Raw genomic sequence first — 14,742 nt, 5'->3', positions numbered from 1 at the left:
CCGTTTCCTCATTCAACAAGCTTGTTCAACTGCTCGGCGTCGAACTTGTCCTTTTGCGGCAAGACCTCGCAACCGACACCCGCAGAGTTGAGCGCTGAGAGAATTTTCTGCATCTGCTGCTCCTGCAGAACGGCGTGATCGATCAGCTTGTGCAAGGCGGTCGACATCGGGTCATCCTCTGCATTAGGCGTAATGCCGTAGGCGGCAAATACGCGCGCGGCCGCTTCCGCACGCTGCTTGCCGGCGTCCTTCTGGACGATATGCGCTGGGTTACCGACGGCCGTCGCGCCCGGAGGCACCTCCTTGACCACCACGGCATTGGAGCCAACCTTGGCGCCCTCACCCACGGTAAAGCCGCCCAGCACCTTGGCACCAGCGCCAATGATTGCACCACGTCCAAGCGTCGGATGACGTTTTGCCCCCTTGCTCAGCGAAGTTCCGCCCAACGTCACCCCTTGATAAATCGTGCAGTCATCTCCGACTTCTGCGGTTTCACCGATTACGACACCAAAACCATGGTCAATGAAAACGCGCCGGCCGATCGTTGCGCCCGGATGGATCTCGATTCCTGTCAACACACGTGCAATGTGGGAGATGAAGCGTCCAAGCCACTTCCAGCCGCGAACCCAGCACCAGTGCGCCCAGCGGTGCATCACGATGGCATGCAGGCCGGGATAACAGGTCAGCACCTCCCAGGCGGTACGCGCGGCTGGGTCACGTTCTATGATGCTGGCGATGTCTTCGCGAAGGCGGCTAAACATAGGAAGGCGGATTGGTTGCGTGAAGATGCAATGTTAACGCGTTGCAGAGAGCTTTGCCTATTCCAGCAAAGCAATTCTTCGGCGTGCACAGGACGGGGATGTGCGCAGCAGGCCATCCCCAAAGAATTCAGCGGACGACCATCCTCTGCCGGCGCGCTTCGTAGAGGCAAACACCGGATGCCACGGACACGTTGAGGCTTTCCACAGCACCTTGCATGGGGATGCTGACCAGCAGATCGCAGTTTTCGCGCGTCAGGCGGCGCATGCCTTCGCCTTCGGAACCCATCACAAGTGCGACTGGCCCTGAAAAATCGGCCTCATACAGGCCTTTTTCGGCATCATCCGAGGTTCCGATTAGCCAAATATCGCGCTCCTTGAGTTCACGCATCGTACGGGCAAGATTGGTAACCGTAATGTAGGGCACGGTGTCCGCAGCACCGCTTGCGACTTTGGCAGCAGTGGCATTCAACCCGACTGCACGGTCTTTCGGTGCGATCACTGCATGCGCACCAGCACCGTCGGCCACACGGAGGCATGCGCCCAGGTTATGCGGATCGGTAACGCCATCGAGGATCAGTAGCAAGGGAGGCCCCTCAATCCCATCAAGGAGCTCGTCGAGATTGCGTGCCAAGGACAACTCGCCGGCCTTGGCCACCACTCCCTGATGCCGGCGCGTGCCGACCATACCGTCCAGGCGCTGGTCGTCAGCATGGATGATGCGCACCTTGGCCGCTTCCGCAGCACGCAGCAACTCCTGCATGCGCCGGTCGTGCCGGGTCGCGTCGACATAGATTTCCTCGATCGAGGACGCGTCGTGGCGCAAGCGGGCCGTCACGGCATGGAAGCCGAAAATCATTTTACTTTTCATGTTTATCTTTTCTTCTTGGCCGGTTTCCCATGCGCCTTGTTTGCGCGCGCGGCCTTGGGTGCCTTGGAGGCTGACTTTGTACGTTGTGCTTTTACGGTCTTGACCGATTCAGGCTTTTTCGGCGCAGCCTTTCGCTTCGCCTTTGGCTTTTTCTCGTAGGACTGCTCTGCCTCTGCACGACGCGCTTCGTTCTTCAGTGCAGTCCTTATGTCGGCCTGATGCACCAGACGGAGGTCGATCTTGCGTGCGTCAAGATCCACGCGACTGACCTGCACAGTCACACGGTCGGTCAATTGATACCGGATCCCGGTGCGCTCGCCGCGCAGCTCGTGGCGAATCTCGTCATACTGAAAGTAATCCGCACCCAGATCCGTCACATGGACCAGCCCCTCAATGAACAGCGTATCAAGCTGCACAAAAATGCCAAACGGCGCAACGCCAGAAATCGTGCCAATGAATTCCTCACCCAGCTTGTCGCGGATGAAATAGCACTTGAGCCATGCCTCCACATCGCGCGACGCTTCGTCCGCGCGCCGCTCGTTGGCAGAACAATGGATGCCAAGCGACTCCCAGATCGCCAGTTCGCCTTCCTTCTTTTTCTTGCCGGCCTCCCTGTCTTGCGCCGCCATCTTGCGGGCCGCAGGCGACAGCATCGTATTGAGCGAACTGGTGTCGATCCCGCTCGGCACGTAGCGCTTCCCCTGCAAGATCGCCTTGATTGCGCGATGCGTCAGGAGATCAGGATAACGCCGGATCGGGCTTGTAAAGTGAGCATATGCCTCGTACGCCAGCCCGAAGTGGCCAATATTGTCGGGACTGTACACAGCCTGCTGCATCGATCTCAGCAGCATGGTTTGTAACAGCACGGCATCCGGTCGCATCTTGATCTTCGGGATCAGTTCCGCATAGTCGGAAGCAGCAGGTTTGTCGCCTCCACCGAGATGCAAGCCCATCTGCTTCAGGAAGGTACGTACTTGCGTCAGCTTTTCCTTTGAGGGTGGCGCGTGGACACGGTAAACGCCGGGATGATCATGGCGAGCTAGCAGGTCGGCAGCACAGACATTGGCAGCCAACATGCATTCCTCGATCAGCCGATGCGCATCGTTGCGAGTACGAGGAAGGATCTGTTCGATCTTGCCTGCGGCGTTGCAGACGATATAGGTCTCGGTGGTCTCGAAATCGATCGCGCCACGCTCCTGCCGTGCATGCAGCAACGCCTGGAATACTTCATACAGGTTGAGCAGATGCGGAACGAGCGCCTGCCGTTTTGCCGCTTCCGTTCCCTTGGTGTTCGCCAAAATCGCGGCGACTTCCGTATAGGTGAGCCGCGCCGCAGAATGCATCACGGCTGGATAAAATTGATACGCCTTGATCTCACCCTTGGCCGTAATCACGACGTCGCACACCAGCGTAAGCCGGTCGACATCGGGGTTCAACGAACAGAGGCCGTTGGACAGCTTTTCAGGCAGCATCGGGATGACCCGCCGCGGGAAATACACTGACGTGCTCCGCTCCAGGGCATCCTTGTCCAGCGCATCACCAGGCTTCACATAGTGACTGACGTCGGCAATGGCGACGATCAAACGATATCCCTTGCTGCGTCCGATCTTGACCGGTTCGCAATACACGGCGTCGTCGAAGTCGCGCGCATCTTCACCGTCGATCGTCACTAGCGGGATATCCCGCAGATCGACGCGTTCAACCAAGTCGATATCACGCACTTCATTCGGTATCTTTGCTGCGAGTTTCTTTGCCGCTTCCGAGAACTCATGTGGCACGCCATACTTGCGCACTGCTATTTCGATTTCCATCCCCGGATCATCGATATCGCCCAGCAATTCGACGATCTTGCCGACCGGCTGCGTATACCGCGATGGCTGCTCGATCAACTCAACGCTCACGACCTGCCCTGTCTTCGCCTTACCCGGCGAACCGTGCAGCAAAATATCCTGGCCGATGCGCTTGTCTTCCGGCGCAACGATCCAGACGCCGTTTTCATTTAGAAGACGCCCTATGACATGGGTATTGGCGCGCTCAATGACTTCGACGATAGTGCCTTCCGGCCGGCCACGACGGTCGGTACCAACGATACGAACCTGCACGCGGTCTCCGTGAAGGACCTTTTGCATTTCCTTCTCAGGGAGAAATATGTCGTCGCTGCCATCATCCGGAGTCAGAAAGCCGTAACCCTCGCGGTGACCGCTGACCCGGCCTTCAATAAAGTTGGAATGATGAGTGAGCTGATAATGGCCGTTCCGATTCGGCTTGATCTGACCGTCGCGTTCCATCGCATTGAGGCGGCGCGTGAGGCCGTCCATTTCTTCGGGTTTGACATCGAGTGCCGCAGCGAGGGACAGCACATCCTGTGGTTCAGCCGCGGTGCGCAGAATGCCGAGAATTTCCTCCCGGCTGGGAATTTGGTATGGGTATTGGCTCAAAAGGTACTTCAATTCATTATTATCAATACAAGGGGCTAGTGTAACGGACTACAGGGCATTTACCTAACTGCCGACTTTGCCGAAGTTTAGTTGCAGCAGTGAATTGACATCTCCAGATTTTCCGATATAATTTCGGTCTTTCGCATCGCCCAGATGGCGGAATTGGTAGACGCACTAGGTTCAGGTCCTAGCGGTGGCAACACTGTGGAGGTTCGAGTCCTCTTCTGGGCACCAAGTTTAAGAAAGGTCCGCGTATGCGGACCTTTTTCTTTTTCAGCGGCAAACAGCCAATTCCCCCTGTTGCCTCGTGTTTTAAGTTAGTCTCCACGTACTCTGCGGTGCACGAATGCAAATTCGGCAGCTTTCGGCACACTCTGATAAGCGTCGGACCTCAATCACCTTAAACGAACCTCCCAAAAAGAAAACCCGTCAGCGCGCCGACGGGTCTTTTCTCTTCCTTGCACACCAATCAAACCACCGCTTACGCAGACTTTTTGAGCATGAAAAAGAAAGCAAGTTCTGCTTAGGCTGTCTCGCCCTTCTTCAACCAAGCCGCTAGTTGATGAGGACGCAAACTATCGTATTCTTCAAATGGTTGATGAATCCAGGGATTGTTCGCCAGGTACTGAAGGAAATAGTCCGGCTTAACTGACGAACAGGCCTTACACCAAATCACTGCGGAGCGGACTTCGGTCACGGCCGGGAAATTTTCCTTGAGATGCCGCTGTACGTTTTCGAGGGTTACTCCGGAGTCCACCAAATCGTCCAGAAGCAATACTTTTCCGGACAGGTTTCCTTTCGTCATCGTGATGTGCTTCGCAATATCGAGTTTTCCCTGTACGGTACCCGACTCTTCTCGATAGGAACTGGTCGACAGGATCGCCAGCGGAACATCAAAGACACGTGAAAAAACATCTCCCGGACGCAAACCACCGCGTGCAAGACACAGAACCTGATCGAACTCCCAGCCTGATTCATAAATCATGCGTGCAAGCTCGAGCACTGCGCGGTTATAGTCGTCCCACGAGACCCACAAATCCTTTTCGGTTGAAACACCCATTTTGCTTTCCACCACTATTCCTCTTGTTTATACAAACGGATGGCGCAAAACGATGGTCTCTTCGCGGTCGGGACCGGTCGAGACCATATCGATCGGGACGCCGACCAACTCCTCGATGCGTTTGATGTAAGCGCGTGCATTGGCAGGCAATGCATCCATGGATTTCGCGCCGACGGTCGATTCCGACCAGCCCGGCATTTGCTCATAGATCGGCTCGCAACGGGCAGCATCTTCAGCCCCAACGGGGAAAATGTCCACGACCTTCCCATCAATCTTGTAACCCGTGCATAGCTGCAGGGATTCGAGGCCATCAAGCACATCCAGCTTGGTGAGGCACATGCCGGATACCCCATTGATCTGCACCGAGCGACGCAGCAAGGCGGCGTCAAACCAACCGCAGCGACGGGCACGGCCAGTCACCGTGCCAAATTCATGTCCGACGCTTGCCAGATGCTTGCCAATACCTTGATCGGTCGGCAATTCCGACGGGAACGGGCCAGAACCGACGCGCGTGGTGTATGCCTTCGTGATCCCGAGAATGTAATGAAGCATGTTGGGTCCGACACCCGAGCCCGCAGCCGCGTTTCCCGCCACGCAGTTGCTCGACGTGACGAAGGGATAAGTGCCGTGATCAACGTCGAGAAGGCTGCCTTGCGCCCCCTCGAACAGCAGGCTGCCGCCCGCTTTGTAAGCCGCATACAATGAACTTGAAACATCCGCAACCATCGGTGCGATGCGCGGGACGGTGGTCAAAGCATCGTCCAGGGTTTTCTGATAGTCAACAGGCTGTGCCTTGAGATACTGTGTCAGCACAAAGTTGTGATAATCGAGGTTCTCGCGCAATTTCTCAGCAAAGCGCTTTTCGTTCAGCAGATCTGCCACGCGAATCGCCCGACGCGCGACCTTGTCCTCATAGGTAGGACCAATTCCCTTGCCCGTAGTACCAATCTTCGCAGCCCCACGTGCTGCTTCACGAGCTGCATCAAGTGCAGTGTGATAAGGGAGAATGATCGGACAAGCCTCAGAGACCTTCAGGCGCGATACAACTTCAACGCCAATTGCCTGCAACTTGTCGATCTCACGCAACAGGTCAGGAACAGACAGCACGACGCCATTGCCAATGTAGCATGCAACGCCGGCACGCATAATACCGGAGGGAATCAGTTGCAGCGCAGTCTTTTGACCGCCGATCACTAATGTGTGTCCGGCGTTATGCCCCCCTTGGAAGCGAACGACGCCTTGCGCATGATCGGTCAGCCAGTCGACGATTTTCCCTTTTCCCTCATCGCCCCATTGGGTGCCGATGACAACGACATTCTTTGCCATACTTTTAACCTAGCTTTTTAAGAATCCAGTTTCCGTTTTCACATACGACTGCACGATCGCAGTCGAATTCATCCTGATCATTTTCATGCCCCGGCAAGGCCTGGATGACGACCTCGCCCGCACTCCGTAATTCAGCAATCTTTTGACGCAGCGCCAGCTCTGTTCCCCAAGGCGCCCGAATCGCACTTTTGCGTTCCGCGCCACGCATCAGGCGCGCCAGTTCACGCAAATCCATCGAGAAGCCCGTGGCGGGGCGGGCGCGCCCGAAGGCTTCTCCGACGTGGTCGTACCGCCCGCCACGTGCGACCGCATTTGGCAGCCCCGGAACATATGCAGCAAACATGACACCGCTGTGATAGTGGTAGCCACGCAAATCGGCCAGATCCACCGTAACACTTGCCGCGCCCGCCTGCTTGATGAGGAACTCCAGCTCATCTAACGCCCGGGTAATTCCGGAAACTTGAGGAAGCACCTGCCGCGCACGGGTTATGATCGCAGCATCGCCGTAGAGATTGGGTAGTGCAAGCAAGGCATCTCTGGTTATCGGCGCAAACTCGCGCGTCATAGCCCGAAGGCCGGGGACATCCTTGGACTCGAGCAATGAGAACAGCTCTGCCTCGCGATTTCTTGCCGCGATATCGTCGGCAATAATTGCGCGCAGCACGCCAACATGGCATAAATCCAGCCTTACCTTAGAGATACCAGCCAAGGTGAGTGACGCCAGCGCGAGCTCCTGGATCTCCGCATCTGCCTCGAGCCCGGCGTGCCCATAGATTTCCGCACCGATCTGAAGCGGTTCGCGTGTTGCATGCATCCCGGAAGGGCGCGTATGGAGCACACTACCGGCATAACACAAACGCGTGACGGAAGAGCGGTTAAGAAGATGGGCGTCGATACGCGCGACCTGCGTCGTCATGTCAGCACGTACCCCCATTGTCCGTCCCGACAACTGGTCGACCAGCTTGAATATGCGGAGACCCATGTCCTGTCCCGCACCTGTCAACAACGATTCGAGATACTCCAGCATCGGTGGCATGACGAGTTCATAGCCGTACAGACGGAAGTTATCGAGCATCGCGCGCCGCAATTCTTCAATCTTGCGCGCTTCGGAGGGCAAGACGTCAGCGATGTTTTCGGGAAGAAGCCAATTTGGCATGAGAGAAAAACTGCTTAAGAATAAAAACGAACCAAGCCTAACACCATCAGGCCGCACAAGGCAGCGACCAGACCCGTAAAGCGGATCTGGCCGTCAGAGAGCCGAGTTATGTAATTAAAGGTGTCGCGCCATTGCCTGGGAAAAAGAAATGGAATGACGCCTTCAAGTAGCAGCATCGATCCAAGGGCAACGGCCAGCGAGCATTCCATATTGTGCCCGCTTCATTTTTTCGATGTTGTTGCCACCCCCGGGCCGGTGCTCTTGAAATACTTAAAGAACTCGGAATTTGGATCAATTACCATCAAGTCATTTCGGTTCTTGAAGCTGGCTCGATAGGCTTCGAGGCTGCGATAAAACTTGAAGAATTCCGGATTCTGGCCAAATGCCTGTGAATAAATCTGTGTCGCCTTCGCATCTCCATCACCGCGGATCGCCTCGGCATCTCTATATGCCTCAGCAAGAATCACGATGCGCTGGCGGTCAGCATCAGCACGGATTTTCTCGGACTCTGCGGCACCTGTCGAGCGCAATTCGTTAGCAACACGAACGCGTTCTGCCTTCATCCTTTCATAGACGGAATTATTAATCTGTTCGACGTAATCGACTCGCTTCAGCCGCACATCAATGATTTCAACGCCGATCTGCTTGGCTTCCTCCGCCACCTTCTTGTGGATCGCATTCATTACCTTGCTGCGCTCACCGGAGATGACTTCTCTTACTGTGCGCTTGGTGATTTCCTCGTTAAGCGCCGCCTTGATCATTTGTGACATCCGATCCTGCGCACGCTTCTCATCGCCGGTAAAACTGACGAAGTACAAACGCGGCTCGCGAATGCGCCACTTGACATAAGCGTCAACAAGAATGTTCTTCTTCTCTGCTGTAATGAAGCGGTCGGCTTCCGGTGTATCAAGCGTCAGGATACGCTTATCCATGAAAACAACATTCTGGAATGGCGGTGGCAGCTTGAAATGCAGACCGGGCTCACTGATGACCTTCTTGACTTCACCAAGAGCGAAAACGATGGCGTACTGACGCTGATCGACTACAAAAAGCGTAGACAACAAGATTGTGAGGACAATCAGTCCTGCGATCGCGGTAGAGACAAGGCGGTTCATTATCTAACCTCCCGCTCACGCGAATCACGGCCTTCACGGCTGCGCGAATCCCGCTGTCGCTGTGTTTCCATCGATTGCAAAGACTCAGTTGGAGGAACCGTGTTTGTGTCCGATTGGTTGATCGAGAGATTGGACTTGTTACCAGCAGTCTCATTCGCCGTTTGTGAAATCAGCTTATCGAGAGGGAGATAGAGCAGATTGCTGCCACTCTTGCTGTCCACCATGACCTTGGCTGTGCTAGAGAATACTTGCTGCATTGTCTCCAGGTACATACGATCGCGCGTAACGGCCGGCGCCTTCTGATATTCCACAAGCACTTGCTTGAAGCGCGCAGCATCACCCTGAGCATTTGCGACTACACGTGATCGATAGCCCTCCGCCTCCTGCAATAACCGTGATGCGGCACCACGCGCACGCGGAATAACATCATTCGCATATGCCTGACCTTCATTTTTCTGGCGCTCACGATCCTGGCCTGCCTTGACCGCGTCGTCGAATGCCGCCTGCACCTGCTCGGGAGGCTGCACGCCCTGCATCGTCACATTAGCGATCTGTACGCCAGACTTGTAGCGATCGGTAATCTCCTGCATTAACTGGCCGACGTCAAAGGCCACCTTTTCCCGACCTTCATACAGCACATAATCCATCTTGCTTCGACCAACCACCTCGCGTATGGCAGTTTCCGCCACCTGACGGACCAACTCATCCTTGTCGCGATTATTAAAGATCCATTCGGATGCGTTTTTCAACGTGTACTGAACTGCAAACTGGATATCGATAATGTTTTCATCTTCCGTCAGCATTAGCGATTCCTTGGGCTGCTTATTCTTGACGTTCGAGCGATAACCGATCTCTACCGTACGAACCTGCGAGACGTTCTCAATTTCGTGCGATTGAATCGGATAGGGCCAGCGCCAGTTAAAACCGGCAGGCGTCATGTGGCTATACTTGCCAAAAGTCAAGACCACCCCAGTCTGACCTTCCTGGACAATAAAAAAACCACTCACCAGCCAGAGGAAGAAGACAATGACCGCAATCAGGCCCATGCCGATTCCGGCGCCTTTGGCGTCCGGTGTAAACCCGCCGCCTCCGCCATCCCCTTTATTGCCAAATAGTCGATTCAGGCGCTGATTAAATTCGCGCCAGAGCTGGTCGAGATCCGGCGGGCCATCATTTGGCCGCTTACCGTCCTGATTTTGATTTTGGCCGTCGTCCTGGGAACCACCGCGTCCCCAACGTGGATCATTCAAGGAAAACTTCAGGCCGAGCTTTTTGAGTAGAGGAACAGGCATTCTCTCGTTATCCGGCGTATGTTGATGGGTTGCAATGCAAATTATTATTAAGTTCGTGCATCGTGACCCTCCCGAACCGGTAGACGATCAAGACGCGCCACTGCATCCGCTTTTGCGAATTCAGCTATGGCCTCGCGTAGCAAATCCAGGCCGGCCCCTGTTTGGGCGCTAATAAAAACACGGCGGATTTTATCATACTCATCACGTTCCAATGCAGGCTCCATGCCAGCCGCATCGATCTTGTTCCAGACCAGAATCTGAGGAACGTGATCGGCTTCAATCTCTTTCAACACTGAGTTGACCTGTTCGATCTGCTCCATGCGAACAGGGCTCGCAGCATCGACAACATGCAAGAGCAGGTCTGCATGAACTGTCTCTTCTAAAGTGGCACGGAAAGCGGCTACAAGCTGATGGGGCAACTCGCGAATGAAACCGACTGTATCCGAAATAACGACACTTCCCGCCTGCCCGAGATAGATGCGGCGAGAAGTGGTATCGAGCGTTGCAAACAGTTGGTCGGCCGCGTATGCCTGCGCCTTTGTCAGGGCATTAAATAGTGTCGATTTCCCCGCGTTGGTGTAACCAACCAGCGATACGGAAAAAGTATTGTTTCGATTACGAGCGCGCCGCTGCGTCTCACGTTGCCGATGCAGCTTATCGAGTCGGGAGCGCAACGCCTTGACACGGTCGCCTAACAACCGCCGGTCAGTTTCCAGCTGCGTTTCACCCGGTCCGCGCAAACCGATGCCACCTTTCTGCCGCTCCAAGTGCGTCCATCCACGAATCAAACGCGTTGACAGGTGCTGCAACTGGGCTAGCTCCACCTGTACCTTGCCTTCGTGGCTGTGGGCGCGCTGTGCGAAGATATCAAGGATCAAACTGGTACGATCAATGACGCGAATCTTCAAATGCCGCTCAAGATTACGCTGCTGGGCCGGTGAGAGCGCATGGTTAAAAATAACGAGATCAAGCTGCTCGCGAGCTATCGCATCAGCAATCTCGTCAGCTTTGCCGGAGCCGACGAATAACGCAGCATCCGGACTGGAGCGTTTCCCGATGATTGTTACAACAGGCTCAGCCCCTGCCGATGTGGACAGCAGGGACAATTCTTCCAAGCTTGCGGCAAAGTCACCCTTGCCGAAATCAACGCCGACTAATGCAGCGCGCATAGAGAGGGAGGACGGAGCAACGATAGCTTATTCCGTATCGGACTCAAGATTGATATTCACGGCACGAGCCGGCACCACCGTCGAGATGGCATGCTTGTAAACCATTTGGGTTACCGTATTTCGCAACAGGACGACATACTGATCAAATGACTCAATGTGGCCTTGAAGTTTGATGCCGTTGACGAGGTATATAGAAACGGGTACGTGTTCTTTACGTAAGGCGTTGAGGAACGGGTCTTGTAACAATTGCCCTTTATTGCTCATGGCGGCTCCATTGTGTAATTGTGATTAGGAGTTGGAGGCAACCTGATTCTTTTTCAAGTGCCCCTCAAAGACGGTAAGTTACGACTGTAATCGATTTTTGCGTTCCGTGCCAAGCGAAAGACTACTTTTCACCTTTGGCAAAAGGATTCTTGCTCGAGCGCAGTTCGATACGTAATGGAGTGCCCACTAACGAAAAAGTTTCGCGGAAGTGCTTCTCGAGGTAGCGCTTGTAATTGTCATCAATCGCTTCGAGCGCGTTTCCATGAATAACGACGATTGGCGGATTCTGCCCTCCTTGGTGCGCATATCGGAGCTTGGGACGAACTGTTCCCTTGCGCCGTGGCTGCTGGTGCTCCACCGCCTCGATCAAGGCCCGTGTCAATCTCGGTGTCGACAGCTTGGCCATTGCTGCGGCGTATGCTGCGTCAATGGATTTCATTAGCGGGCCGATTCCGGCACCCTTCAGCGCAGAAATGAAATGAAATTTTGCAAAGAACAGGAAACTCAGTTTGCGCTCGATGTCCATCTTGATCTCGTCGCGCCTGTCAGAGTTGAGGCCATCCCACTTGTTGACCCCTACGACCAATGCCCTGCCGGACTCAAGGACAAAACCTGCAATGTGGGCATCTTGTTCTGAGATATCCTGTTGTGCATCAAGCAGAAGCAGGACAACATTCGCTTCAGAAATCGACTGCAGTGTCTTAACAACAGAAAACTTTTCGATTGCCTCAAAGACCTTACCGCGACGGCGAATACCAGCGGTGTCGATCAGCGTATATTTCTTCCCATCGCGCTCGAAGGGGATCTCGATGGAGTCACGGGTCGTGCCCGGCATATCGAATGCAATCACGCGATCTTCGCCAAGCAACGTATTAACCAGTGTCGACTTGCCGACGTTCGGACGGCCCACAATAGCAATCTTGATGCCCTTGTCACTTGCTTCGGGCACATCCTCTTCCGCGGGACGCTGCGCAAAGGCCGCATCGAGCGCCTCGTTCACGAGATCGAGAACACCGTCGCCATGCGCAGCCGAAATGACATAAGGATCACCCATGCCGAGCTCGTAAAAATCCGCCGTCACCGACGTGTACTTCATGCCCTCGGCTTTATTCACCACAAGCATTACCGACCGGCCGGACTTGCGCAAGAAGTCAGTGATCGTCTTGTCATGCGGAGTGAGCCCTTGCCGCCCGTCGACAATAAAGATGACCACATCTGCCTCGGCCACTGCCTGCTTGGTTTGCTTCGCCATCTCATACATGATCCCCTCTTTCGCGACCGGCTCGAATCCGCCGGTATCAATCACAAGAAAGGGTCGCTCGCCAATACGGCCTTCACCATAATGGCGATCACGAGTCAAACCTGGAAGGTCGGCGACCAATGCATCGCGCGACCGGGTGAGCCGGTTGAACAATGTTGACTTGCCGACGTTTGGTCGGCCTACTAATGCAATAACCGGCTTCATTCAATTCTTACTCGGTTGCCAATGCAACCAACGTTCCTGCTTGAGTTTGAAAGACTGCCGATTTACCGGCAACTAGAGGAATTGCAGCAATGACCCGGGCGCCACCGATATTCGTGCGCGCGACGAATGCGCCGTCCTCGCGAGAAAGGAAGTGGACGTAGCCCTGTCCGTCGCCGACAGCCACGGCGCGGCCGACCTGCACAGGCGCAGACAACTGCCGGTACGCGAGCTTGTTATTGCGCCACACCCCGGAGCCGCTATCTCGTGTGAAGGCCGTCACACTCCCGCGGTCATCTGCGACATACAGCAGACGCTCATCCACGCCTACGCCCACTTCGCTGGAAAGCTCCTTCGCCCAGCGAGGTGCACCACTCGCGGCGTCGAAGCACGCAACGCGTCCCTGATATGCGACAGCACAGACATCGCCGCCGGTAACCACCGGGGTGCCAGACAGATCCGCGATACGTTCCAGTTCGGTGGTACCCCGTGGATCGCCTACAGCCATTTCCCAGCGTGCACCGCCGTTTGTCAACGCCAATGCGAGCAGCCTCCCACCGGGAAGCGCAACATAAGCGGTCGGCCCGGCGATTGCGATTCCGGGTGCAGTTCTCAAAGTCAATGGCGGCGAGCTGCGCTGTGCAACCCAGCGCCGTACGCCGGACTCAGCGTCATACGCGGCAATGCGGTTATCGACGCTCCGCACTATGACCAAGCCTTGGCCAACCGCTGGCGCCGACAAGATTTCGCTCGAAGCCTGCGCCTTCCAGCGTAACTTGCCGTCGCCGTCAAACGCCATCAATACACCCTCTTCCGCGGCAACGGCAATCGTATATCCGTCACTGCCGACCCCCGCGGTCAAACGCGCGCCAGAGTCGATGCGCCAGATGGTACGTCCGCTTGCGGCATCAATGCGCGTCAAGGTCCCATCAGCCGCGGCACCGAAAACACTGCCGATTGCAACTGCGGGAGAAAACGCGAAACCTCCTGCACGGCCGATCGAGGTCGACCACAGGCTGCGTACGGCCAATGTCGGCTTGAACTCTTCCAGCGCTGCTGGCGGATTACGCAGTTGCTTGCTAGCAAACGGATTCAATGAAGAACAACCGGCCAAGGCGGCAAGGGCTGCTGTACACGTCACCATGACGGCTTTACGCATTTTTACCTCTCGTGCAATTTAAGCCGCGGCGTTTGCAGACGCGCCACCGATCGCGTCCAACTTCAACTGAATCAGCTGGCGCGCAGGATTTTTCTCATCGGTTTTATCGAGGGCGAGCTTGTAGGCTGCTCGGGCGTCTTCAATTTTGGATTGAGCCACAAGAATATCGCCTTTACGATCCGCAACGGCGCCCAAGAACTGTTCAGGGAAGTTGCCTGCAAGTAGCTTCAGCCCTTCGTCATATGCCTTCTCATCGAGGAGAATCCCTGCCAAACGAATCCTGGCGATTGCCTTGTATTCGTCACTGCCGTTTTCAATCACCCATTGCAGTTGCGACTTTGCCGCTTTCATATCGCTTGCATCAAATGCACTCTTGGCTGCAGCAAGCGCCCCCATCTGAGCATACGCAGTGCGACCGAATTTTTCGGCCATGTCGGCAGCGGCGCGCTGGACTTGCGCATTGTCCTTAGATGCAACCGCCTTCTGCAGCGATTCATAAAGCTGTGCGGCCTGTGTTGACTGCTTGCGCTGGTAGTAAGTCCAGCCAGACCAGGCGGCATAGGCTGCCAATGCAATGATCAGGAGCCAGGTGACAAGATTTCCGTACTGATTCCACCACGCCTTGAGCGTGGCCAGTTGTTCTTGTTCTTCGAGATCGTATGCCATGATGTT

At 55.3% G+C, this 14,742-nt stretch carries 14 protein-coding genes and 1 tRNA gene; 1 reads left to right on the top strand and 14 read right to left on the bottom strand.

Going from position 1 to position 14,742, the window contains the following annotated elements; genetic code table 11:
• Positions 1-8: 8 nt before the first annotated feature.
• From cysE to rnr, 3 genes are all read right to left on the bottom strand, one after another.
• Entirely contained in the window at positions 9-761 is a 753-nt protein-coding gene (gene cysE, locus ACYVIA_RS00305; RefSeq protein ID WP_460836795.1) for a serine O-acetyltransferase, read from the bottom strand.
• 127 nt (positions 762-888) lie between these two features.
• On the bottom strand, positions 889-1,629 hold the full coding sequence (gene rlmB, locus ACYVIA_RS00300) for a 23S rRNA (guanosine(2251)-2'-O)-methyltransferase RlmB (protein WP_460836794.1): 741 nt from the start codon (positions 1,627-1,629) through the stop codon (positions 889-891).
• Between the two features lie 2 nt (positions 1,630-1,631).
• A complete protein-coding gene (rnr, locus tag ACYVIA_RS00295; protein ID WP_460836792.1) occupies positions 1,632-4,067 on the bottom strand; it encodes a ribonuclease R in 2,436 nt (811 codons plus the stop codon).
• Positions 4,068-4,214: 147 nt separating this feature from the next.
• On the opposite strand from rnr, the gene ACYVIA_RS00290 reads away from it, so the two are divergent.
• Positions 4,215-4,301, top strand: a tRNA-Leu gene (locus tag ACYVIA_RS00290).
• A 289-nt stretch (positions 4,302-4,590) separates the two neighbouring features.
• Here the strand turns inward: ACYVIA_RS00290 and ACYVIA_RS00285 are convergent.
• The 11 genes from ACYVIA_RS00285 to ACYVIA_RS00235 form a co-directional block, all read right to left on the bottom strand.
• Positions 4,591-5,127 (bottom strand): phosphoribosyltransferase, encoded by a 537-nt coding sequence (locus ACYVIA_RS00285; protein ID WP_460836791.1) that lies wholly within the window; start codon positions 5,125-5,127, stop codon positions 4,591-4,593.
• 27 nt (positions 5,128-5,154) lie between these two features.
• A complete protein-coding gene (locus ACYVIA_RS00280; RefSeq protein WP_460836790.1) occupies positions 5,155-6,453 on the bottom strand; it encodes an adenylosuccinate synthase in 1,299 nt (432 codons plus the stop codon).
• 4 nt (positions 6,454-6,457) lie between these two features.
• Positions 6,458-7,609: an ATP phosphoribosyltransferase regulatory subunit gene (locus ACYVIA_RS00275; protein WP_460836788.1), complete on the bottom strand. Its 1,152-nt coding sequence runs from the start codon at positions 7,607-7,609 to the stop codon at positions 6,458-6,460.
• 14 nt (positions 7,610-7,623) lie between these two features.
• Complete coding sequence (locus ACYVIA_RS00270) at positions 7,624-7,818, bottom strand: DUF2065 domain-containing protein (protein ID WP_460836786.1); 195 nt, start codon at positions 7,816-7,818, stop codon at positions 7,624-7,626.
• 12 nt (positions 7,819-7,830) lie between these two features.
• A complete protein-coding gene (gene hflC / locus ACYVIA_RS00265) occupies positions 7,831-8,724 on the bottom strand; it encodes a protease modulator HflC (protein ID WP_460836785.1) in 894 nt (297 codons plus the stop codon).
• A complete protein-coding gene (hflK, locus tag ACYVIA_RS00260) occupies positions 8,724-10,016 on the bottom strand; it encodes an FtsH protease activity modulator HflK (RefSeq protein WP_460836783.1) in 1,293 nt (430 codons plus the stop codon). The genes hflC and hflK overlap by 1 nt, the downstream gene beginning before the upstream one ends.
• 47 nt (positions 10,017-10,063) lie before the next feature.
• Positions 10,064-11,185 carry a GTPase HflX gene (hflX, locus tag ACYVIA_RS00255; RefSeq protein ID WP_460836782.1) on the bottom strand — a complete coding sequence of 374 codons (1,122 nt, stop codon included), beginning with the start codon at positions 11,183-11,185 and terminating at the stop codon, positions 10,064-10,066.
• A gap of 27 nt (positions 11,186-11,212) precedes the next feature.
• On the bottom strand, positions 11,213-11,449 hold the full coding sequence (hfq, locus tag ACYVIA_RS00250; protein WP_460836779.1) for an RNA chaperone Hfq: 237 nt from the start codon (positions 11,447-11,449) through the stop codon (positions 11,213-11,215).
• Positions 11,450-11,570: 121 nt separating this feature from the next.
• Positions 11,571-12,914: a ribosome biogenesis GTPase Der gene (gene der, locus ACYVIA_RS00245; RefSeq protein WP_460836778.1), complete on the bottom strand. Its 1,344-nt coding sequence runs from the start codon at positions 12,912-12,914 to the stop codon at positions 11,571-11,573.
• 7 nt (positions 12,915-12,921) lie between these two features.
• The gene (bamB, locus tag ACYVIA_RS00240) at positions 12,922-14,070 is read right to left on the bottom strand and encodes an outer membrane protein assembly factor BamB (protein WP_460836776.1); all 1,149 of its coding nucleotides are present in this window, start codon (positions 14,068-14,070) and stop codon (positions 12,922-12,924) included.
• Positions 14,071-14,088: 18 nt separating this feature from the next.
• Positions 14,089-14,736, bottom strand: coding sequence for a tetratricopeptide repeat protein (locus ACYVIA_RS00235; RefSeq protein WP_460836774.1), 648 nt, complete (start codon positions 14,734-14,736; stop codon positions 14,089-14,091).
• Between the last annotated feature and the right edge of the window lie 6 nt (positions 14,737-14,742).

This window comes from Noviherbaspirillum agri (assembly GCF_054780595.1).
This window is presented reverse-complemented; position numbering and strand designations above follow the sequence as displayed.